The sequence below is a fragment of the Ruegeria sp. MALMAid1280 genome, assembly GCF_049195285.1.
In the GTDB taxonomy this organism is placed as follows: Bacteria; Pseudomonadota; Alphaproteobacteria; order Rhodobacterales; family Rhodobacteraceae; genus Ruegeria.
Window position 1 is genome coordinate 76,831 of the sequence record NZ_JBMIRT010000037.1, and the last position, 21,646, is coordinate 98,476.

Annotated in this window: 23 protein-coding genes; 16 read left to right on the plus strand and 7 right to left on the minus strand. The window is 61.5% G+C overall.

Annotated elements, in window-relative coordinates; all coding sequences use genetic code 11:
- Window positions 1–14 precede the first annotated feature (14 nt).
- Genes trxA through ACOQFT_RS04270 form a run of 3 tightly spaced genes read left to right on the plus strand, consistent with a single transcriptional unit; the run spans window position 15 to window position 1,783 of the window.
- The gene (trxA, locus tag ACOQFT_RS04260; protein ID WP_421596792.1) at window positions 15–932 is read left to right on the plus strand and encodes a thioredoxin; all 918 of its coding nucleotides are present in this window, start codon (window positions 15–17) and stop codon (window positions 930–932) included.
- 27 nt (window positions 933–959) lie between these two features.
- Complete coding sequence (locus tag ACOQFT_RS04265) at window positions 960–1,601, plus strand: LON peptidase substrate-binding domain-containing protein (protein ID WP_421596793.1); 642 nt, start codon at window positions 960–962, stop codon at window positions 1,599–1,601.
- Window positions 1,598–1,783 carry a Trm112 family protein gene (locus ACOQFT_RS04270; RefSeq protein ID WP_170547011.1) on the plus strand — a complete coding sequence of 62 codons (186 nt, stop codon included), beginning with the start codon at window positions 1,598–1,600 and terminating at the stop codon, window positions 1,781–1,783. Before ACOQFT_RS04265 ends, ACOQFT_RS04270 begins: the two co-directional genes overlap by 4 nt.
- On the opposite strand, the gene ACOQFT_RS04275 is transcribed toward ACOQFT_RS04270, so the two are convergent.
- Window positions 1,780–3,042, minus strand: coding sequence for an FAD-dependent monooxygenase (locus tag ACOQFT_RS04275; protein ID WP_421596794.1), 1,263 nt, complete (start codon window positions 3,040–3,042; stop codon window positions 1,780–1,782). The genes ACOQFT_RS04270 and ACOQFT_RS04275 overlap by 4 nt on opposite strands.
- Before the next feature lie 52 nt (window positions 3,043–3,094).
- Here ACOQFT_RS04275 and ACOQFT_RS04280 point away from each other — a divergent pair, with 52 nt between their 5' ends.
- From ACOQFT_RS04280 to ACOQFT_RS04295, 4 genes are all read left to right on the plus strand, one after another.
- Window positions 3,095–4,423 carry an amidase gene (locus tag ACOQFT_RS04280; RefSeq protein WP_421596795.1) on the plus strand — a complete coding sequence of 443 codons (1,329 nt, stop codon included), beginning with the start codon at window positions 3,095–3,097 and terminating at the stop codon, window positions 4,421–4,423.
- 109 nt (window positions 4,424–4,532) lie between these two features.
- Window positions 4,533–5,714, plus strand: a complete 1,182-nt coding sequence (locus tag ACOQFT_RS04285) for an aminotransferase class I/II-fold pyridoxal phosphate-dependent enzyme (protein WP_421596796.1) — start codon at window positions 4,533–4,535, stop codon at window positions 5,712–5,714.
- A 14-nt stretch (window positions 5,715–5,728) separates the two neighbouring features.
- The gene (locus tag ACOQFT_RS04290; RefSeq protein WP_421596797.1) at window positions 5,729–8,617 is read left to right on the plus strand and encodes a DNA translocase FtsK 4TM domain-containing protein; all 2,889 of its coding nucleotides are present in this window, start codon (window positions 5,729–5,731) and stop codon (window positions 8,615–8,617) included.
- Between the two features lie 39 nt (window positions 8,618–8,656).
- Window positions 8,657–9,253 carry a LolA family protein gene (locus ACOQFT_RS04295; protein ID WP_421596798.1) on the plus strand — a complete coding sequence of 199 codons (597 nt, stop codon included), beginning with the start codon at window positions 8,657–8,659 and terminating at the stop codon, window positions 9,251–9,253.
- A 12-nt stretch (window positions 9,254–9,265) separates the two neighbouring features.
- On the opposite strand, the gene ACOQFT_RS04300 is transcribed toward ACOQFT_RS04295, so the two are convergent.
- Window positions 9,266–9,847 carry a transglycosylase SLT domain-containing protein gene (locus ACOQFT_RS04300; RefSeq protein WP_421596799.1) on the minus strand — a complete coding sequence of 194 codons (582 nt, stop codon included), beginning with the start codon at window positions 9,845–9,847 and terminating at the stop codon, window positions 9,266–9,268.
- 264 nt (window positions 9,848–10,111) lie between these two features.
- Between ACOQFT_RS04300 and hspQ the strand changes: the two genes are divergently transcribed.
- Complete coding sequence (hspQ, locus tag ACOQFT_RS04305) at window positions 10,112–10,438, plus strand: heat shock protein HspQ (protein WP_421596800.1); 327 nt, start codon at window positions 10,112–10,114, stop codon at window positions 10,436–10,438.
- Window positions 10,439–10,463: 25 nt separating this feature from the next.
- Here the strand turns inward: hspQ and ACOQFT_RS04310 are convergent, their stop codons facing one another.
- The 3 genes from ACOQFT_RS04310 to ACOQFT_RS04320 all read right to left on the minus strand — a co-directional run bounded on the left by ACOQFT_RS04310 (window position 10,464) and on the right by ACOQFT_RS04320 (window position 13,065).
- A complete protein-coding gene (locus ACOQFT_RS04310; RefSeq protein WP_421596801.1) occupies window positions 10,464–12,041 on the minus strand; it encodes a gamma-glutamyltransferase family protein in 1,578 nt (525 codons plus the stop codon).
- Between the two features lie 212 nt (window positions 12,042–12,253).
- Entirely contained in the window at window positions 12,254–12,694 is a 441-nt protein-coding gene (locus ACOQFT_RS04315) for an ATP-binding protein (protein ID WP_421596802.1), read from the minus strand.
- Between the two features lie 32 nt (window positions 12,695–12,726).
- The gene (locus ACOQFT_RS04320; RefSeq protein ID WP_421596803.1) at window positions 12,727–13,065 is read right to left on the minus strand and encodes an STAS domain-containing protein; all 339 of its coding nucleotides are present in this window, start codon (window positions 13,063–13,065) and stop codon (window positions 12,727–12,729) included.
- A 102-nt stretch (window positions 13,066–13,167) separates the two neighbouring features.
- On the opposite strand from ACOQFT_RS04320, the gene ACOQFT_RS04325 reads away from it, so the two are divergent.
- Together ACOQFT_RS04325 and ACOQFT_RS04330 are read left to right on the plus strand one after the other, a co-directional pair.
- A complete protein-coding gene (locus ACOQFT_RS04325) occupies window positions 13,168–14,340 on the plus strand; it encodes a thiolase family protein (protein WP_421596804.1) in 1,173 nt (390 codons plus the stop codon).
- A 91-nt stretch (window positions 14,341–14,431) separates the two neighbouring features.
- Window positions 14,432–14,884, plus strand: coding sequence for a GAF domain-containing protein (locus tag ACOQFT_RS04330; RefSeq protein WP_421596805.1), 453 nt, complete (start codon window positions 14,432–14,434; stop codon window positions 14,882–14,884).
- Here the strand turns inward: ACOQFT_RS04330 and ACOQFT_RS04335 are convergent.
- Entirely contained in the window at window positions 14,881–15,189 is a 309-nt protein-coding gene (locus ACOQFT_RS04335; protein WP_421596806.1) for a hypothetical protein, read from the minus strand. The genes ACOQFT_RS04330 and ACOQFT_RS04335 overlap by 4 nt on opposite strands.
- Window positions 15,190–15,292: 103 nt before the next feature.
- Complete coding sequence (locus tag ACOQFT_RS04340; protein ID WP_421596807.1) at window positions 15,293–15,628, minus strand: DUF1294 domain-containing protein; 336 nt, start codon at window positions 15,626–15,628, stop codon at window positions 15,293–15,295.
- A 57-nt stretch (window positions 15,629–15,685) separates the two neighbouring features.
- Here ACOQFT_RS04340 and ACOQFT_RS04345 point away from each other — a divergent pair, with 57 nt between their 5' ends.
- The 6 genes from ACOQFT_RS04345 to ACOQFT_RS04370 all read left to right on the plus strand — a co-directional run bounded on the left by ACOQFT_RS04345 (window position 15,686) and on the right by ACOQFT_RS04370 (window position 21,643).
- The gene (locus tag ACOQFT_RS04345) at window positions 15,686–16,255 is read left to right on the plus strand and encodes a helix-turn-helix domain-containing protein (RefSeq protein WP_421596808.1); all 570 of its coding nucleotides are present in this window, start codon (window positions 15,686–15,688) and stop codon (window positions 16,253–16,255) included.
- Window positions 16,256–16,332: 77 nt separating this feature from the next.
- A complete protein-coding gene (locus tag ACOQFT_RS04350; RefSeq protein WP_421596809.1) occupies window positions 16,333–16,713 on the plus strand; it encodes a GFA family protein in 381 nt (126 codons plus the stop codon).
- A gap of 16 nt (window positions 16,714–16,729) precedes the next feature.
- Window positions 16,730–19,177: a GcvT family protein gene (locus ACOQFT_RS04355; RefSeq protein ID WP_421596810.1), complete on the plus strand. Its 2,448-nt coding sequence runs from the start codon at window positions 16,730–16,732 to the stop codon at window positions 19,175–19,177.
- Window positions 19,178–19,194: 17 nt separating this feature from the next.
- Entirely contained in the window at window positions 19,195–19,671 is a 477-nt protein-coding gene (locus ACOQFT_RS04360; protein WP_421596811.1) for a cupin domain-containing protein, read from the plus strand.
- Between the two features lie 12 nt (window positions 19,672–19,683).
- Entirely contained in the window at window positions 19,684–20,736 is a 1,053-nt protein-coding gene (locus ACOQFT_RS04365) for a zinc-binding dehydrogenase (protein WP_421596812.1), read from the plus strand.
- A gap of 13 nt (window positions 20,737–20,749) precedes the next feature.
- The gene (locus ACOQFT_RS04370) at window positions 20,750–21,643 is read left to right on the plus strand and encodes a homocysteine S-methyltransferase family protein (RefSeq protein ID WP_421596813.1); all 894 of its coding nucleotides are present in this window, start codon (window positions 20,750–20,752) and stop codon (window positions 21,641–21,643) included.
- Window positions 21,644–21,646: the final 3 nt, after the last annotated feature.

Here is a 21,646-nt window from a genome sequence, read left to right on the forward strand (position 1 = left end):
GGAGAATGAATGCCATGGACCTTCTGAACGCCGCAGCCAGCCCCGAGACCACCGATCTGATCAAGGACGGAACCGAGGCCACGTTCATGGCCGATGTGATCGAAACCTCGCAGGACATCCCGGTCATCGTCGATTTCTGGGCGCCCTGGTGTGGCCCCTGCAAGACGCTTGGTCCGCTGCTGGAAGAGGCCGTGACCGCCGCCAAGGGCGCGGTGAAGATGGTCAAGATCAACGTGGACGAGGCACAGACGATTGCTGCGCAACTGCGCATCCAGTCGATCCCGACCGTCTACGCGTTCTTCAAGGGCCAGCCTGTGGACGGGTTTCAGGGTGCTGTACCGGGGTCCGAGATCAAGGCATTTGTCGACCGTGTGATCGAGGCTGCGGGCGGTGAAAGTCCCGGTGGACATTTGGACGACGCCGTTCAAGCCGCCGAAGAGATGCTGTCTGAGGGCGCGGCCAGTGACGCCGCCCAGACATTCGCTGCCATTCTGGGTGAAGACCCCAACCATGCCGATGCCTATGGCGGGTTGGTGCGTGCCCATATCGCGGCAGGTGATCTGGAACAGGCCGAGGCGATCCTGAACGGTGCACCGGCCGAGATTTCCTCTTCGCCCGAATTGGAAGCCGCCCATGCGCAGCTGGAGCTGGCCAAACAGGCCGCTGATGCGGGTCCTGTGGCTGAACTGACCGCTGCGGTCGAGGCCGATCCCGACAACCATCAGGCGCGGTTTGATCTGGCGCGGGCGCTGCACGCCAATGGCGATGTGGAAGATGCCGTCGCACAGCTGCTGGACCTGTTCCGCCGCGACCGCGAATGGAATGACGGTGCCGCCAAGACGCAGCTGTTCACCATCTTCGATGCGCTCAAGCCCAACGATCCGATTGTTCTGAACGGCCGCCGCAAGCTCAGCTCGATGATATTTGCCTAATCCCGGATCAGAGCTACACTCGGGTACATGATGCATCCCGCTGATCTGCCGGAAACGGTATCCGTTTTTCCTTTGCCCGGGGCGCTGCTGCTGCCCCGTTCACGCCTGCCGCTGCATATATTCGAGCCGCGCTATCTGCAGATGCTGGACGATGCCCTGAAAACGCAGGAACGTTTGATTGGCATGGTGCAGCCGAACCCCTGTCAGAGCGATGAGGACAAACTGCACCAGATTGGCTGCGCCGGGCGGGTGACGCAGTTTTCCGAAACCGAAGATGGCCGCTATCTGATCACACTTACCGGTATCTCGCGGTTCCGCATCACATCCGAGCTGGACGCCTTCACCCCCTATCGGCGCTGCGCCGTGTCATGGGGCGGGTTTGACCGCGATCTGGGCAAGGCCGAGCTGGACGGCGGGTTCGACCGGTCCCGGTTTCTGGATCTGCTGGAGCGTTTCTTCGCCTCGCGTCAGCTGTCGACGGATTGGGACACGCTGAAAGACGCCGACGATGAGCTGCTGGTCAACTCACTGTCTATGCTGCTGGATTTCGACCCCGAAGAAAAACAGGCCCTGTTAGAGGCGCCGTGCCTGCGTACCCGGCGCGAGACTTTGGTGACATTGATAGAATTCGCCATGCGCGGCGGAACGAACGAGGAAAAACTGCAATGACCGACCCCGAACACCCTTTTGACCGCCACATGCTTGAGGCGCTGATCTGCCCGCAGACCCATACCACACTGCACTACGACGCCGAAAAGCAGGAATTGGTTTCCAAGGCGGCCAATCTGGCCTTTCCGATCCGCAACGGTATCCCGGTGATGCTGGTCGACGAGGCGCGCCAGCTGGATTAAATCGGGCGGCCCTGCAGCAATTTCGGCAGGTCTCCGGTCAATCCGGCGGCCTCGCGTACAAACCCACGGCGCAGACCGGGCAGAGAGCCGACGATCCCCATCCCAATGTCGCGGCCGATCCGCAGCAGAGGATTGTCGTTGGAAAACAGCTTGTTGAACACATCCGTCGCCATCGCAAGCGCGGCAGTGTCAAAGCGGCGCCATTCCTGATAGCGCTCCAGTACCAGAACCGAGCCGATGTCTTCACCGCGCCGTCCCGCCAGCGTCAGCACCTCGGCCAGCGCGCCCACATCCCGCAGGCCCGCGTTCAGCCCTTGCCCGGCGATGGGGTGCATGCCGTGGGCGGCGTCTCCGACCAAGGCCATGCGGTCGCCGATAAAGGAATTGGCGATGGTCAGGTTCAGCGGATAGGTGAATCGGTCTCCGGCCAAGCGGATGTCGCCCAGAAAATCGCCAAAGCGCGGGCGCAGAACCTGCAGATACTCGGCCTCGGGCAGGGCGTTGATGCGTTGTGCGGCCTCGGTGCGTTCGCTCCAGACGATCGAGCTGCGGTTGCGGGTCAGCGGCAGGATCGCCAGCGGGCCGGGGGGCATGAAGAACTGGTGCGCGACGCCGTGATGGGGCAGGTCGTGTTCGATGGCGCAGACCAGCGCGGTCTGGCCGTAATCCCAACCGGTGCGTTTGATGCCTGCGCGCGCGGCGGTGCCGCTGCGGCGCCCGTCGCAGCCGACCAGCAGGCCGCCGGCGACGGTGCTGCCATCGTCCAGCGTCAGGGTCACGCCGGTCGCGTCAGCCTCTTGCGCGATGACCGTCCGGCCACTGATCTGGGTGATGCCCTTTTCCTTGGCCATCGCGTCCAGAAAGGCGCGGCGCAGGTGGCGGTCCTCGACCATGTACCCCATCGGGCCTTCTTCGATCTCGGCATGATCGAAATGCATGAAGAACGGCGACGGTCCCGCACCCGCGTGCCCGTCGGTGACCTTGATCTCCAGCATCGGCTGGGCGTGTTCGGCGACCCGCTGCCATACCCCGATCGCGTCCAGCAGGCGTTGCGACGCCAGCGCCAACGCATAGGCGCGCCCGTCAAAGGCTGCGTTCTTGCGCACGGTTTCGGCCAGCGCGTCAATCACGGTGACGGAATGCCCCGTCTGCGCCAGCGCCAGTGCCAGGGCCGGGCCATTCAGGCCACCGCCAACGATCAGGATATCGGTCTTCTGTTCCATGCCCCGCAATATGCGCGGACATTCGGGATTGTCCATGTGCGGTCCTGTCGCTACCGTCCGATAAGGCGATTTTCCAAAGGGGGTAGGGATGCAGGACTGGTTGACCATGACGGCGTGTGATCTGGGCCGGGGCATCGGCATGGGGCGCATCGACCCGGTGGAACTGACCCAGACCTATCTGGCCGCCATCGATGCCCACCCCCACCGCGACCGGATCTACGCCCGCGTGACCCACGACCGCGCCCGGGCCGAGGCTAGGGCGGCGCAGGAACGTGCAAAGCTGGGCCTGCGCCGGTCGCTGCTGGATGGTGTGCCGATCAGCTGGAAAGACCTGTTCGATACCGCCGGAACCGCGACCGAGGCCGGATCGGCCCTGTTGCAAGGCCGCATGCCCGAGGCCGACGCAGTTGTGCTGCGCAATGCCACCGCGTTGGGGGCCGTCTGCCTGGGCAAAACCCACATGAGCGAGCTGGCCTTTTCCGGCCTGGGCCTGAACCCGATCACCGGAACGCCACCCTGTGTCAACGATGAGGAGGCGGTGCCGGGCGGATCGTCCTCGGGGGCTGGTGCGTCGGTGGCCTGGGGCCTGGCGGCGGGTGGGATCGGCTCGGACACGGGTGGGTCGGTGCGCATCCCGGCGGCCTGGAACAATCTGGTTGGGTTGAAGACCACCGCCGGGCGGGTCAGCCTGGAAGGGGTGGTGCCCTTGTGCCTGCGCTTTGACACTGCGGGTCCGCTGGCGCGTTCGGTCGAGGACGCGGCGCATCTGCTGGCGATGATGGAAGGGAACGCACCGGCCGATCTGCGCGGGGCCAGTCTGAAAGGCCGCCGCTTTGCCGACCTGCAAAACGTGGCAAAAGACGATCTGCGGGATGCGCCGCGCAAGGCATTCGACGATGCGCTGGACCGTCTGCGGGATGCGGGAGCTGAAATTGTGCCCCTTGAAGTACCCGAGCTGAACGAGGCTATGGGCCTGTCCGGCATTCTCTACACAACCGAGGCGTACGGGCTGTGGCGTGACGTGATCGAAGCCAACCCGGACGCGATGTATCCAGAGATTCTGGAGCGGTTCCGCGCGGGCAAGAACGCCTCTGGCCCCGACTATATCGCGGCCTGGTCCAAGCTGAAGGCCAGCCGCGCCGCGTGGGACGCGGCCACCTCCGGGTTTGACGCGGTTCTGGCCCCGACCGCCCCCATTCTGCCGCCGAACCTGGATCGTCTGATGGCCGACCACGACTATTATGTCACCGAGAACCTGCTGGCCCTGCGCAATACGCGGATCGGCAACCTGATGGGGCTGGCCGCGCTGACTTTGCCCACGTCAACGCCGGGCTGTGGGGTGATGATGATGGGCTATCCGGGGTCGGAAGAGGCTCTGTTAAGGCTGGGATCAGCCGCCGAGGCCGCTTTGGCCTGAATGCCACAATCCCCTGATTCGGCGCCTCTTTGTCTGGACGAAGCGGGGCGCGGCCTGTAATCTGCCAAAAAAACGGGGCGAAAATGATCCCGGTATTGAGGCAACAATTATGAATTTCCCCGAGCGGTTTTCGAACCTACCGGAATACGCATTCCCGCGTCTGCGCACCCTGTTGGACCATCACCAGCCGGGCGGGGACGTGATTCACATGACCATCGGTGCGCCGATGCATGATTTTCCGGCTTGGGTGACCGATGTGATCACCGAAAACGCCGCCGGGTTTCAGGGGTACCCGCCGAATGAAGGTTCGCCCGAGCTGCGGGGCGCGATCACCGACTGGATCAGCCGCCGCTATGGCGTCACGATGGACCCGGAAACCAACGTGATGGCCCTGAACGGCACCCGCGAGGGGTTGTATAACGCCGCCATGGCGCTGTGCCCCGAGGAAAAACACGGTCAGAAACCGGTCATCCTGTGCCCAAACCCGTTCTATCAGGTCTACATGGTCGCTTCGATCTCGGTCCGGGCCGAGCCGGTTTTCGTACCTGCCACAGCCGCAACCGGCCATCTGCCGGACTATGCAGGCTTGCCCGAGGATGTTCTGAACCGCACCGTCGCGGCCTATATCTGTTCGCCCGCCAACCCGCAGGGTGCGGTGGCTTCGCACGACTATTGGGCCGAACTGATCCAACTGGCCGAGAAATACGATTTCCGCATCTTCGCCGACGAATGCTATTCCGAGATTTACCGCGATGAGGCCCCCACGGGGGCGCTGACCGTGGCGCAGGAACTGGGTGCTGATCCTGAGCGGGTGACGCTGTTCAATTCCCTGTCGAAACGGTCAAACCTGGCCGGCCTGCGGTCGGGCCTGATTGCCGGTGGCCCCGAGACAATCAAACGGGTCAAACAGTTGCGCAGCTATGCAGGCGCACCGCTGCCGCTGCCTTTGCAGGCCGCGGCTGCCCGGATTTGGGCGGATGAAGAACACGTTGCCGAGAACCGCGCGCTCTATCAGGAAAAATACGCGATTGCCGATGAGGTCTTCGCCGGCATTCGGGGCTATATGCCGCCCGAGGCCGGGTTTTTCCTGTGGCTGCCGGTCGAAAACGGTGAAGAAACTGCATTGAAGGTCTGGAAGCAAACCGGTGTCCGGGTGTTGCCGGGCGCATATCTTTCTCAAGGTGATCCGGGGCAAAACCCGGGCGAACAATTTATCCGGGTCGCTCTGGTGGCCCCAAAAACAGAGTTGCGGCCGGGGCTGATCAAGCTCCGCGACTGCATCTATTCGTGAGGTACGAGGGCAAAATGGCATCATATAACGCGCGCAACCGCGATCCATTGCTGGACAGCACGACGCAAGCCGCCATCGAGCGGCGCAGCAAGGAGTTGATCGGGATCGCCCTGATCCTGCTGGGGCTGGCTGCTGCAGCAATGATCTGGTCCTACACACCCGATGATCCGAACTGGATGGTGTCGACCGATGCGCCGGTGCAGAACTGGATGGGGCGGATTGGTGCCTCGATCGCAGCGCCATTGTTCATGATTGTCGGTTGGGGCAGTTGGAGCATCGCACTGGTGCTGATCGGCTGGGGCGTGCGTTTTGCCGGGCATTTCGGCGAAGAACGCGCGGTCGCCCGTCTGATCTTTGCGCCGATCTGGATTGCAATTGTCTCGGTCTATGCTGCGACGCTGGTGCCGGGCGAGGCCTGGCGCGCGACCCACAGCTTTGGTCTGGGTGGCCTGTTCGGCGACACCGTTATGGGTGCGCTTTTGACGCTGTTGCCGATCTCATCGCATTTCATGGTCAAGCTGATGTCGCTGGCGATGGCCGCCGGGATGCTGACGCTGGGTGTTTTTGTTCTGGGTTTCACCAAGGCCGACGTACGCAAGGGGTTCCGCGCCTTCCTGTTGGGTCTGGTGATGTCCTACGACATGCTGATGAACCTGCTGGGCCGTGGCGCCGCCGCCACCGCGCAGGCCGCGCGCGACCGTCGCACGCAGTGGGAGGAACGCAAGGCCGCCCGTGCCGACGCCGTTTTCGATGATGAAATCGCCTTTGAAGACCCGGTCTTCGAAGAGCCGGAGCTTGACGAGCCCGAGCCGGTAAAACCCGGCCTGCTGGCGCGGATGCCCAGCCTGATCCGTCGCCCTGAACCGATGCCCGAACCCGAACTGGTCGATCCCGAACCCGTTGCAGGCTTTGACGAAATGCCGGGCGAGGATCGCATCCGGTCCAAAATCTCTGCCGCTGTGCGCAACCGCAAGGTCGCCGCGGGTGAGATGGCGCCCGAGCATGATCCGAACCTGCCGCTGACCAAGGGGCGGGGCCGCGGTCCGGACCCGCTGATCCTGAACGCCAGAGGTGGGGAAGACCTGCCGCCCGAACCGCCGATGACCTCTTCCGGTCTGCCGCCCGAGCCGATGCTGACGGCAGAGCCCGCGCCGGACTGGCAGCAAGACCCGCTGCATGAGGATTTCGCGCCCGAGTCGGATTTCGAAGATGAGGCCGTGTTCGAGGACGCTCCCGAACCCGAGCCGCAGCCGCGTCCGGCGATGAAAATCCCGGTGGCCGAGCCGCGCAAACCGGTGGTCGCCCAACCCGTGCGCCGCACCCCGCCGCCCTCGCGCCGGGCCCAGGCTGAGGCGCAGCCGGCCCTGTCCTTCGAGGAACGGCATTCCGATTTCGAACTGCCTCCGCTGGGTCTGCTATCGAACCCGGCCAGCATCCAGCGCCATCACCTCAGCGATGAGGCGCTGGAGGAAAACGCGCGGATGCTGGAAAACGTGCTGGATGACTATGGCGTCAAGGGTGAGATCGTCAGCGTCCGTCCCGGCCCCGTGGTTACCATGTATGAACTGGAACCGGCTCCGGGTCTGAAAGCCAGCCGGGTGATCGGTCTGGCGGACGATATTGCGCGCTCGATGTCGGCCCTGTCGGCGCGGGTTTCGACCCTGCCGGGCCGATCGGTGATCGGGATTGAACTGCCGAATGAAAACCGCGAAATGGTGGTGCTGCGTGAAATCCTGGCCAGCCGCGATTTCGGCGATGGCAATCACGCGCTGCCTTTGGCGCTGGGCAAGGATATTGGCGGTGAGTCTGTTGTGGCGAACCTCGCGAAAATGCCCCACCTGCTGATCGCGGGGACCACGGGTTCCGGTAAATCGGTGGCGATCAACACGATGATCTTGTCGCTGCTTTACAAGCTGACGCCCGATGAATGCCGCCTGATCATGATCGACCCCAAGATGCTGGAACTGTCGGTTTATGACGGCATCCCGCACCTGTTGTCGCCCGTTGTGACCGACCCGAAAAAGGCGGTCGTCGCTCTGAAATGGGTCGTGGGTGAGATGGAGGACCGCTATCGCAAGATGTCCAAAATGGGCGTCCGCAACATCGCCGGTTATAACGGCCGCGTAAAGGACGCGCAGGCCAAGGGCGAGATGTTCAGCCGTACGGTCCAGACAGGGTTCGATGATGAAACCGGCGAACCGGTGTTCGAGACCGAGGAATTCGCACCCGAAGCGATGCCCTATATCGTTGTCATCGTCGATGAGATGGCCGACCTGATGATGGTCGCGGGTAAAGAAATCGAGGCCTGCATCCAGCGTCTGGCACAGATGGCGCGGGCCTCGGGTATTCACCTGATCATGGCGACGCAGCGCCCCTCGGTCGACGTGATCACCGGTACGATCAAGGCGAACTTCCCGACCCGGATTTCGTTCCAAGTCACCTCGAAAGTCGACAGCCGGACCATCTTGGGTGAGATGGGGGCCGAGCAACTGCTGGGGCAGGGCGATATGCTCTATATGGCCGGTGGCGCCAAGATTACCCGTTGCCACGGGCCGTTTGTCTCGGACGAAGAGGTCGAGGAAATCGTCAACCACCTGAAACAGTTCGGTCCACCGGATTACATGAGCGGCGTGGTCGATGGCCCGGCCGAGGAAAAGGCCGACAATATCGATGCTGTTCTGGGCCTAAACACCGGTGGCAACACCAACGGTGAGGACGCTCTGTACGATCAGGCGGTGGCGATTGTGATCAAGGATCGCAAATGCTCGACCTCCTACATCCAGCGGAAACTCGCCATCGGCTACAACAAGGCCGCGCGGCTGGTAGAGCAGATGGAGGATGAAGGCGTTGTTTCGGCGGCAAATCACGTCGGTAAGCGGGAAATCCTCGTCCCCGAGCAGTAGGATATTTAATAACAAGGGCAGAAGGCTTATCTGGGACGCATGAAACAGATTGCTTTTGCCCTTGCCCTGACCCTGGCCGCACCTGCCGCCTGGGCGGCCGATAAACTGCCGCTGTCGCAGATTTCCCACTATCTGAACGGACTGAAAGCCGTTCAGACGACATTTACTCAGGTCAACGACGATGGCTCGCTGAGCACCGGCAAGCTGTGGATGCAGCGGCCCGGGAAGATGCGGTTCGAGTATGATCCGCCCAGCAGCGCAGTTGTGCTGGCCAATGCGGGCACGGTGCAGATCTTTGATCCCAAGTCAAACCAACCGGCCGAGCAATACCCGTTGAAACGGACACCGCTGTCACTGGTGTTGGCGCGCAATGTGAATCTGGGGCAGGCGAATATGGTCGTGGCTCATGATTTCGACGGCACCGCGACGGTCGTCACCGCACAGGACCCGAAAAATCCCGAGTCCGGCCGGATTGAGTTGATGTTCACCGATAACCCGGTCGAACTGCGCAAATGGGTGATTTACGACAACGCGGGCACCCAGACAACTGTGTTGCTGGGTCAGCTGGACACGGGCAAGAACCTGAACCGGGACCTGTTTAGGAAATCAAACAGAAGCGGGTCAGGCAATCGCTGACCCGCTGACCTGTCAGTAGCGGCAACCGGACAGTTGCGCCTGATACAGCTTGGCGCGCGCGTCCACGTCATTGGCGACGTTCAGCAGCCAGCTTTTGCCATAGTGACTGCCGCGGGCGTAACCGGTGTGCCCTTCGTGATAGGCGAGGTACTGGTTGCGCGTGTCGCTGGGGTGAATACCGTTCCGTTCGTAACTTTTGTTCATGTACCAGCCGATGAAATCCGACGCATCGCGGATACGATCCCGCTTGGCGCGGCGTTTGCCGGTTTCCTTCTGGTATTCTTCCCAAGTGCCGTCCAGCGCCTGGCTAAAGCCATAGGCGCTGCTTTGACGGCCCATCGGGATCACACCCAGAACGTATTGATGCGGTGTGCGGGCATCATGCTTGTAACGGCTTTCCTGATAGATCGTCGCCATCTGCACATGGACCGGGACACCCCATTTCCGCTCGGTGCTTTTGAAGGCCTTCATGTATTCGGGCCGTTCGCGCGCAATGCTGCACGCGTCATTCAGTTTGCTGGGCGGCTGCTTGGAACCACCCCCACAGGATGCCAGAAGCAGCACCCCGAAGAGTACGAAAAGAATTCTGCTCATGTGCCTCGTGCCTTTTTCTTTCATTCTAGCGCAGATTGAGCGTTTAGGAAATCACATTCGTTGCGGAACAATAGTTCGAATTAGAGGTAAAGCGCCTTCGGACAGGGGAATTGAGATCATGAAACACTCCGGCCAAAGCGATGGCACGAGCCAAGAATCCCGGCACTGTCGGCCATAGGTTCACAGACTGTTTCCCTAAATTTCGGATCAATGATTGGCTTTTCGGCCCGGAAACAGGTAGTAAGACCATTGGGGGCAGAAACAATGCTGAAGACACATGCAAAGTATCGCCTGGGTCAGGTGGTCCGTCATAAAAAACATCCCTTCCGAGGGGTGATTTTTGACGTGGATGCAGAGTTTTCGAATACCGAAGAGTGGTATCAGGCCATCCCCGAAGACAGCCGCCCGATCAAGGATCAGCCGTTTTACCACCTGTTGGCGGAAAACGACCAATCCTTCTATGTTGCTTATGTTTCAGAACAAAATCTGGTTGCGGATCAGTCGGGCGAGCCGGTCGAACACCCGGATATCCCTGACATGTTCGGTCCGTTTGAAAACGGGTCCTACCCGCTGCATTTCAACCTGAACTGAGGTCCTCTGGCCGCGCGTTCACCGATTAAAACCCGAGGGCGCAACCGTCCTTTCGCGGGTCACTTGCGCCTTTCAAGACGCCATTTTCACAGATTCGGATGGCCTGTGCTCCGCCCAAAGGTGTTTCTGGGATTTCAACGGTGTGGCCAATTTCACACAATTGTTGAACTGTCTTGGGCGAAATTCCGCGTTCCAGCTTCAATATGCCGTTGTCTGCAAAAGCACGTGGAGCGTCAATGCTGGCCTGCATGTCCAGCCCGTGGTCGGTCAGGTTTGACACGAAACGGGCATGGCCGGTGGGCTGATAGGCGCCGCCCATCACGCCGAACGGCATCAGAACCCGGCCATTCTGTTTCAGGATGCCGGGGATGATGGTGTGCATGGGACGTTTGCCACCGCTCAACTCATTGGGGTGGCCTGCCTGCAGGGTAAAGCCAGCCCCCCGGTTCTGTAGCAGAATACCGTATTTCTCTGACGCGATCCCCGAGCCGAAGCTGTGAAAGATGGAATAGATCAGCGAGACCGCCATCCTGTCCCGGTCCACCACGGTGATATAGACGGTGTCCTTGTGAATGGCTTCGGTCAGCGGGGCCGCAGCAGGCATCGCGCGCTTAGGGTCGATCAGCGCCGCCAGCCTGTCGGCCACGTCTTGATCCAGAAACCGATCTGCATGTGTAGTATGATCGGGATCAGCGATGAACCGGTTGCGGGCATCATAGGCCAGCTTTGAGGCCTCGGCCTCGATATGCAGACATTCGGCACCGAACGGATCCATGCTGGCAAGGTCGAAATTCCTGAGGATGTTCAGCAGCAAAATGGCCGTGGCGCCCTGACCGTTGGGCGGATGCTCGACCAGTTCCAGCCCGTTATATGGGCCGCTGACGGGTTGCGTTTTGGTGCAGGCGGTGGCCAGAAAATCTTCGGCCGTGTGGGAACCGCCCCGGCGGGCCAGCGTTGCGATCATGTCCTCGGCAATTTCGCCGGAGTAAAACGCGTCCCGCCCGTTTTGGGCAATCCGACGCAGAACCTCGGCCTGACCGGGGGATCGAAAGATCTGTCCGATTTCAGGCGCTTTATCGTTGATCAGATAGTGAGCCCGCGCCGTACCTTGCAGAGTGGCTGCCCCGGTCGCCCAATCCAACGCAACCCGCGGCGCGACCGGCACACCGGCCTCGGCATAGCGGATGGCGGGCTGCAGGATGGTGTTCAGCCCCAGCCTGCCCTCGGTTTCCGCCAGATGGCAGAACGCATCGACCGCGCCAGGGATAGTTACCGCGTCCGCCGTATTCAGCGGCACGGCCGTCAGCCCTTGTGCCCGCAGTTTCTCGGCATTGGCGGCGGCAGGCGCGCGGCCTGAACCGTTCAGGGCGTGGATTTCGTCCTCTCCGGCCCGGTTGTATAGGACAAAGCAATCGCCGCCCAACCCAGTCATCTGAGGTTCGCAAATGCCCAGCAGGACCGCACCGGCAATGGCCGCATCCATCGCATTGCCGCCCTGCGCAAGAATGTCCACGGCCACTTTCGCGGCCAATGGGTGCGACGTCGCGCACATCCCTACGGTCGCCAGAACTTCGGACCGGCCCGGAGTGTGAAAATCCCGCATGATGCTTTTCCCCGATTTGAACGCGCCGAAGGTATCGCGCGGTCAGAACTTGTCCAGTCACATGAAGGAGAAGGTCCTCGGCGCCGTTCACTGGGTGGGGGCTGTGACACTTGGCGCCGAGGGAAGCTATCTGAGCTACAGGTATCTTTTTGTCGGTCGTTTGCGGCGCCACAATGGTTCGATCTGGGCCTTATTGTGACGTTTTCTGGCCGTCAGGCAGGATCGGGAAAGTCAAACCGCAGAGACAGCCGGTTGCAACCATCCGAGTGTTCATAGCGGATATCGCTGGTCAATTCGTGGATCAGGAACCAGCCGAACCCGCCTTCGGGCAGGTCGTCAATGGTTGATCCCAACGGCGCCGGAGCCCCGTCTGGCACCCGAAACCCGGGCAGGGGGTTACCGGTGTCCGAGATCACGATATCCAGCCAGTTCCGGTGCAGGCGGCATCGCACCTTGACCCTTGCGGGCGTCACATCGGCATAGGCGTGTTCCACCACATTGTTGATCGCTTCGGCCAGAGCAATCTTCACGTCACCCGCCTTGTGCTGCGGCAGCCCCTGAGTCGCCAGACATCTGCTGAGCTGCGCAATACCGGCGCTGGCCTCAGACTCGGTCGCTGCAAAGCTCAGATCCAAACATTTGCCGTTACACATGGGTATTGGGCCTATTCAGATGGTCAGGAGGGTCAACCGGCCGTGGCCGACAAGGCATCATCCAGTGTCGGGTACAATTTGAACACCGTGTCCATGCGGGTCAGCCGAAACACCTTTTCGACAAAGGGATGCAGCCCGGCCAGATCCAGCCTGCGGTCGTTGCCAAGCTGCTTCATCGAGGCAACGATGGCGCCCAGCCCGCTTGAATCGATGAATTCAACGCTGCTCAGGTCCAGCACCACACGTCTGGCGCCACCTTCGGCCTCGTTGCGCATGTCTTCCTTGAACTGGATAGCCATGGCCGCATCAATCCGGTCTGAATGTACTTTGATAATCTGGGTTGCGTCGGTCGTTGTGCTGGTCAGGGCCATGCGCGACGGTCCTCTAATATGAAAATCGCTGGTAGAAATACGCTAGACGGCAAATCTTACCATTCTGTATCTATCCAATGGAAAAAGAGGAGGATCATGCCGATGAAACAGGTCGTTATCGCTGGGGCCGCGCGCACACCCATGGGAGGGTTTCAGGGAATGTTCGACGGTGTGGCTGCCGCCGAACTGGGCGGAACCGCCATTCGAGCGGCCCTGAAGGGCGCAGGCGCTGAAACGGTGGATGAGGTGCTGATGGGCTGCGTGCTGCCCGCCGGTCAGGGCCAGGCGCCTGCACGACAGGCCGGATTCGCGGCGGGTCTGGGTGAAGAGGTGCCCGCAACGACCCTGAACAAGATGTGCGGATCGGGGATGAAAGCGGCGATGATGGCGTATGATCAGATCGCTCTGGGCCATGCGGATACGATGATTGCGGGCGGGATGGAGAGCATGACCAACGCCCCCTACCTGCTGCCGAAAATGCGCGGTGGCGCGCGGATCGGGCACGGCCAGGTGGTCGATCATATGTTTTTGGACGGGCTCGAGGACGCCTATGACAAGGGCCGCCTGATGGGCACCTTTGCCGAGGACTGCGCCGAGTCGTTCCAATTCACCCGCGAGGCACAGGACGAATACGCGCTGCAATCGCTGTCGAACGCCCTGTCGGCGCAGGAAAACGGCGCATTCGAGGGCGAGATCACACCGGTCACCACCCGCACCCGCAAGGGTGAGGTCACCTTTGGCCAGGACGAGCAACCGCAATCCGCCCGACCCGACAAAATCCCGACGTTGAAACCCGCGTTCCGCAAGGACGGTACGGTGACGGCGGCCAACTCCTCGTCGATCTCTGACGGGGCCGCTGCTCTGGTCCTGGCCTCGGCCGACGCTGCCGAGGCGCAGGGCCTGACGATACGTGCCCGGATCGTCGGTCACGCCAGCCACGCGCAGGCGCCCGGCCTGTTCACGACCGCCCCGGTCCCGGCGGCGCAAAAGCTGCTCTCGGCCATTGGCTGGTCCAAAGACGACGTGGACCTGTGGGAAGTGAACGAGGCCTTTGCCGTCGTCCCCATGGCCTTCATGCATGAGATGGGCCTGCCGCGGGACAAGGTGAACGTGAATGGCGGCGCCTGCGCTTTGGGCCACCCGATCGGCGCGTCGGGCGCGCGCATCATGGTCACCTTGTTGAATGCGTTGGAAAAGCGAAACCTCAAACGCGGCGTTGCGGCCATCTGCATCGGTGGGGGCGAAGGCACGGCCATCGCTATCGAACGGGTTTGACGCTTCATCTTTTTCCAAATACTCCGGGGGTGAATTGAGCCATCGGCTCAAGAGGGGGCAGCGCCCCCACCCAGCACGGAAAAAACTGACCATGACCGTTGACTACGACACGCTTGCCAAGACCATTGCCGCCCTGACCGAAGGCGAAACGGATCAGGTCGCCCTGATGGCCACGATTGCCTGCGAGGTGCACCACGCAGACGACCGCTTCGACTGGACCGGGTTTTACCGGGTGACCGCGCCTGGCCTGCTGAAGATCGGCCCCTATCAGGGTGGGCATGGCTGTCTGGTCATCCCGTTCGAGCGCGGTGTCTGTGGCGCTGCGGCGCGCACCGGCGAGGTGCAACTGGTGCCCGACGTGGATGCGTTTCCGGGTCACATCGCCTGTGCCTCATCCACCCGGTCTGAACTGGTGCTGCCGGTGCGGGACGCTTCGGGTGAAGTCATTGCCGTGTTCGACATCGACAGCGATCAGCCGGATGCGTTTGACAAAGAAGACGCCGACAATCTGACTCGCATTCTGGCGCAGGTCTTTGCCTGTTAGGCCTTTGATTTTGAGGCTGTGATGCTCCGCTCGCGCAGCCAAATGATGACACCGCAAATGGCGACGAACGACAAGGTGCCGTCAACGAGGTTGATAGCATTCCGCAGCGAAATGCCCCCTGAAAGCGCGCCAAACAGATCAATTGTGCAGAACACGGCAAATAACAGGGCAACCCAACGCTTTTCTCTGCGGAGACCGGCCCGAAAGGCCAGCAAGATCAAGATAACCAGCCCGATTTGCAGGGATACCGTAATGGTTTCGGGCGAATTGTATCCAACGGCGATTCCAATCGCGCCGACGATCATCGCTCCGTTCAGTCAAAGCATGTACTTGATCGACCGCAGTACAAGATCCATCGGCTCCCCCGTAAATTCACCCAGTAGGTTGGCTTGAACAGCACTTCTCTGATCAATTTGCCTGAGCAAACTGCACAAGAAAAAAGCCGCAGACAACCTGAAACCCGACAATAAGAAAGAGCCGCATCGAAAAGCTGCGCTTGCGGGTTTTGTGGTTGAATATCCACCGCCCCATGACTGCGCCGGGGCTGCCGCCCAGGGCTGCCAGCCATAATAATTTACGCTCGGGGATGCGTCCTTTACGACGTCGTGCGCGCAGTTTGTCCCAGCCAAAAGCCACCAGGCTCAGGATATTAATTGCCCACAGGTAAAGCACAGCGATCCACATGCCGGAGGGATATCCACGCCGGGCTGCAATATCAAATGAAAAAAGGTTTGGAATTTTCATAGATTCGAGTCATTGTGAAAAACAGGGAGAGAATTTCACGACAATCAGGAGCGATCGGTGAACACGCAGGCCCCTCAAAGTGCGACGCTTGGTGCGGATATCCGCGCTCTGCGCAAGGCGCGCGGTCTGACGCTGACCGAAATTGCCGAACGCCTGAACCGCTCGGTCGGGTGGCTCAGCCAGGTTGAACGGGACATGTCGGACCCGTCGATTTCGGACCTGCGTCAGATTGCCGAATGTCTGGGCGTACCGATGTCGATGCTGTTCGCGCATTCCTCGGTGCCGGTGGCCGAGCAGGGTTACGTCGTGCGCGCCGGATCGCGCCGCCCGATGGGTTCGGGCGAGGAAGGGCTGATCGAAGAGCTGCTCTCGCCCGATCTGACCGATGACTTCGAAATGGTGCATTCCACGTTCGAGCCGCATTCAAAGATGCAGACGCCCGCGAACCGCCCCACGCAAGAGGTCGGCTATATGGTGTCGGGTCGTTTGGATCTGGTGATCGGGGCGCGCGCGTTTTCGGTCGGTCCGGGGGACAGCTTCCGGATCAAAAACGAACCCTACCAATGGTCCAACCCCTATGATGAGCCTGCGGTGGCCGTCTGGGTCATCGCGCCGCCGGTGTACTGACATGACGGAGTCCGCATTCAACATTTGCGGGGTTGGCAAAGCGCTCACCCATGCGCCAGCAGCAAGGAGGTAATCAAATGCATACCGGTTCCTGCCTCTGCGGCGCTGTTTCGTTTGCCATCGACGGTGACCTGTCGCCGCCATCGGCCTGCCATTGCGGCCAGTGCCGCAAGCAGTCGGGCCATGTCTGGGCCTCGACCACGACCCATCAGGACAATCTCAGCTTTACCGCCAGCGACTCGCTGCGCTGGTTCCGGGCCTCGGACACCGCGCGGCGTGGCTTTTGCAGTGCCTGCGGGTCGTTCTTGTTCTGGCAGCACAATGACGAGGACACGATTTCCATTTCCATGGGCGCCCTGAGCGAACCCACCGGACTGCACCTCGCCCGGCACATCTTTGTGGCCGACAAGGGCGATTACTACGACATCACAGACGATCTGCCCCAGCGGGCACAGTAAATGAGGATCAAAACACATGAGCGATTTTCCAACCAAGGCCCGTGTGGTCATCATCGGCGGCGGCGTCGTTGGCTGTTCGTCCCTGTATCATCTGGCCAAGAAGGGCTGGACCGACTGCGTGCTGCTGGAAAAGAACGAACTGACCGCAGGTTCGACTTGGCATGCGGCGGGCAACGTGCCGACCTTCTCGACCTCGTGGGCGATCATGAACATGCAGCGCTATTCGACCGAGCTGTATTCGCGCCTGGCCGAAGAAGTTGATTACCCGATGAACTACCACGTGTCGGGGTCGATCCGTCTGGCGCACAGCAAAGAGCGGATGCAGGAATTCGAGCGCGCCATGTCGATGGGCCTGTATCAGGGCATCCCGATGGAGATGTGGACCCCGGAACAGACAAAAGAGCGTTACCCTTTTCTGGAAACGCACGATCTGGAAGGCGTTCTGTACGACCCGACCGATGGTGACATCGATCCGGCGCAGTTGACGCAGGCGCTGGCAAAGGGTGCCCGCGATCTGGGCCAGAAGATCATTCGCTTCTGCCCGGCGACCAATGTGACCCAGCATGAAGACGGCACCTGGACCGTGCACACCGACCAGGGTGACATCGCCTGTGACTATGTGGTGAACGCCGCCGGTTACTATGCGCAGCGCGTGGGGGAGTGGTTCAAGCCCTATGGCGGCCGCACCGTGCCCGCGATGGTCATGAGCCATCAGTACCTGCTGACCGACGAAGTGCCCGAGATCGAAGCATGGTCAAAAGAAAGCGGCGGCAAGCTGCCGCTGCTGCGCGACGTGGATATCTCGTACTACCTGCGTCAGGAGAAGAACGGCTTCAACCTCGGCCCCTATGAACCCAACTGCAAGGGCCACTGGATGACCGAGGACGATCCGATGCCCGAGGATTTCAGTTTCCAGCTGTGGAACGACGATCTGGACCGCATCGAAGACATCGTCACCGACGCGATGGAGCGGGTGCCGCTAATGGCTTCCTCGGGCGTTGGCCGCGTGATCAACGGCCCGATCCCCTACGCGCCCGATGGTCTGCCGCTGATCGGCCCGATGCCGGGCGTGACAAACGCGTTCGAGGCGCACAGCTTTACCTTTGGCATCGCGCAGGGCGGTGGGGCCGGCAAGGTGCTGGCCGAATGGATCGTCGATGGTCACACCGAATGGGATATGTGGGCCGTCGATCCGCGCCGGTATACCGACTACACTGATCAGGACTACTGCAACCAGAAAGGCATGGAAGTTTACGGCAACGAATACGCCATGCACTTCCCGCACCACGAATGGCCTGCGGCGCGCGACAAGAAGCTGTCGCCGGTTCATGCCAGGGTCAAGGAACTGGGCGGCGTGATGGGGGCCTATAACGGTTGGGAGCGCGCCAACTGGTTTGCCAAGCCGGGCGACGACACCTCTGAGGGTGCCACCCACACCTGGGGCCGGTTCGGGCCGTGGGAACAGCGCATCAAGGAAGAGTGCGAAGCCGTCCGTGACAATTGCGGCGTGCTCGACCTGCCGGGTTTCTCGCGCTTCATGGTCAAGGGTGAAGGCGCGGCCGAGGCGCTGCGCGGCCTGATCACCGGTGGTCTGCCCAAGGTTGGCCGCATTAACCTCGTCTACGTCTCGGACGACCGGGGCCGCATCCTGACCGAGATGTCCTGTGTCCGTCTGGGCGAGGATGAGTTCATGATGATCACCGCCGCCACCGCACAGTGGCATGACCGCGACATCCTGACGAGGGTCATGCCCGCCAGCGTCTCGGTCGAGGACGTCACCACCACCCGCGACACGCTGATCGTGACCGGCCCGAAATCGCGTGAGATTCTGTCGGGTCTGACCGATGCGGACCTGACCGCCGGGTGGCTGACCCATCAGGCGGCTACCGTTTCTGGTAAATCGGCCTTGCTGATCCGTGTCTCCTTCGCCGGTGAGCTGGGCTGGGAAGTGCACGCCCTGAACGAGGACATGCCTGCGATCTACGGCGCGATCCTCGATGCCGGTGCAACGCCGTTCGGCATGTATGCCCTGAACGCGCTGCGGATCGAAAAGGGCTACCGCACATGGAAAGGCGATCTGTCGACCGATTACTCGATGCTGGAAGGCGGGTTGGAGCGGTTCGTCAAGCTGGACAAGCCGCAGGACTTCCCGGGCAAGGCCGCGATCCAGAACGAAAAGCAGCAGGGTGTTAAAAAGTCCTTTGTCACGCTGACCGTCGAGGCCGGTGATTGCGACGCGCCTTACATGTCCTGCATTTCGCACAACGGCGAGATAGTGGGTGAGACCACTTCTGGCGCCTGGGGCTATCGCGTCGGCAAATCCATCGCGCTGGGCATGGTCAAGGCCGAAGCCGCCAACCCGGGCACCGAGCTTGAGGTGGAAATCTACGGCCAGAAATACCGCGCTGTGGTACAAGAGAACCAACCGCTCTGGGATCCGGCGAACGAGCGGTTGCGCGCGTAAACCCGGACGGAGGTGCCATGGGCAAGCGATACGCCAAACTGGGGCCCGGTGAGGGCCCCAACTATGACTGGGAAAACGACCATACCTTCGTCAAGGTGTCCGGTCAGGACTCAGGTGGTGCCTATACGCTCATGGAAGACAACTTGAAGGCCAGCTTCGCGCTTGGCCTTCATCGCCACGACAGCCACGCCGAAACTTTCTACTTTCTAGACGGTGAGGTGGATTTCTATGTCGACGGCGACTGGTACCGGTGCACGACGGGTACAACGATGCATGTCCCTGCGGGAGTGCCACATGCGTGCCGCGTGGCCGGGGGTGAACCGGCGCGGATGCTGATGATCTTTCAGCCTGCGGGGTTTGACGGTTTTCTGGCCGAGCTTGCGACAATGAGCGAGGCCGATTTTTCGGATGAAGCAAAGATGGCCGCGCTCAATGCCCGCTATGACATCATCCCGATGGGTCCGGTTCCGCCACATCCGGACGATCAGACCTGAAGGCGGCACCAGATGACACTCCCTCAAATCATGTCCGGTGTGTACCTGACCCAACACGGCGGGCCAGAGGCGCTGCAATGGCGCGAGGATATCCCGGTTCCCCAGCCCGGACCGCGGCAGGTGCTGGTTCGGGTTCTGGCCGCTGGGGTGAACAACACCGATATCAACACGCGCGTCGGCTGGTATTCCTCGGATGTGACGGGCGCGACCGACGCCGTCGATCAGGATGTCGAGGCCGGAGGCTGGGGCGGCGCGCTGCACTTCCCGCGCATTCAGGGCGGTGATCTGTGCGGCGTCGTCGAACTGGCCGGGCCCCAGACGGGTTTCCAATCCGGCCAGCGCGTGACCTGTCCGATCAACCTGCCGCGACCACGTCCGGGCCATCCGACCGGGTTCATCGCTCTGGGCTCGGAAACGGACGGCGCTTTTGCGCAATATTGTGTGGTTGAGGCGGATGACCTGAATGACGTCACCGCCTCGCCGCTGTCGGATGTGGAAATCGCCGCCATCCCCTGCGCTTTTGGCACCGCCGAGAACCTTCTGACCCGTGCAGGTGTGACCTCGGGGCAAAGGGTGTTGATCACCGGAGCGTCCGGCGGTGTCGGTCTGGCCGCCGTTCAACTGGCGGCGCTGCGGGGGGCGAATGTTTGGGGCGTGACCAGCCCGGCAAAGGCAGAGGTGGTCAAAGGGCAAGGCGCGGTCGCGACCTTTGCCCGCGGCGCGGCGCTGCCTGCCGATATGTTCGATGTGGTGATCGACATTGTGGGTGGCCCGGCATGGCCCGGCCTGATCCTGGGATTGAAACCGGGCGGTCACTATGCCGTATCGGGCGCAATTGCGGGGCCAATCGTTCAGGCCGACCTGCGCGACATCTATCTGCGTGACATCACCATCCACGGCTGCACGCATCAGGCCTTTGAGTTGTTCGGGAGGTTGGTCGAGATGATCAATGCCGGCCGGATCAGGCCCTTGATCTCAAAGACTTATCCGCTAAAGGACATTGCGCAGGCGCAGGTGGATTTCCAATCCAAGGCATTCCCGGGCAAACTTGTTCTGATTCCGTGAAAGGGCTGAGGAAATGGCAAATATCACTCTTCTGGATGGTTCAATCGGGCAGGAACTGGTCAAGCGCAGCGGTGACCGGCCAACGCCCCTGTGGTCGACCCGGGTGATGATTGACCATCCCGAACTGGTTGGCGATGTTCATGCCGAATACTTCCGCCGCGGCGCGTCGGTTGCGACCACGAATACCTATGCCGTGCATCGGTCCCGGCTGGTGCGGGAAGGGATCGAGGCGCGACTTGCCGATCTGATCAGCGCAGCGGTTACGCAGGCCCAACGGGGGCGCGGCTCAAACGGAGGGCGCATTGCCGGGGCGTTGGGGCCGCTTTTGGCCTCGTACCGGCCCGATCTGAAACCCGACGTGGATGAAGCGGCCGAGAAGTTTGCTGAGTTGGCGCAGATGATGGCGGATCGTGTGGACTTTTTCCTGATCGAAACCGTGTCCTCGGTTCAGGAGGCCGAAGGCGCCCTGCGGGGTACAGCGGAAGGCGGCAAGCCGGTCTGGCTGGCGCTGACGGTGATGGATGACGATGGCACGCGCCTGCGCTCGGGCGAGCCGCTGTCCGATATTGCGCCGATGGTGAACCGTTTTGCACCCGAGGCCGTGCTGATCAACTGCTCGCGCCCCGAGGCCATTCCCATCGCTTTGGACATCATAGCCGAATTCGGCCGACCCTACGGGGCCTATGCGAACGGGTTCACCGGCATCACCCAGAAGTTTCTGGAAGACGCGCCCACCGTGGATGCGCTGGAACAGCGTCAGGATCTGGGACCCGAGGCCTATGCCGAACACGCGATGGCATGGGTTGCGCAAGGCGCGACCATTGTCGGCGGCTGTTGCGAGGTTGGTCCGGATCACATCGAAACCCTGGCCAACCGGTTGCGCGCGACCGGTCACCAGATCATCTGAGGT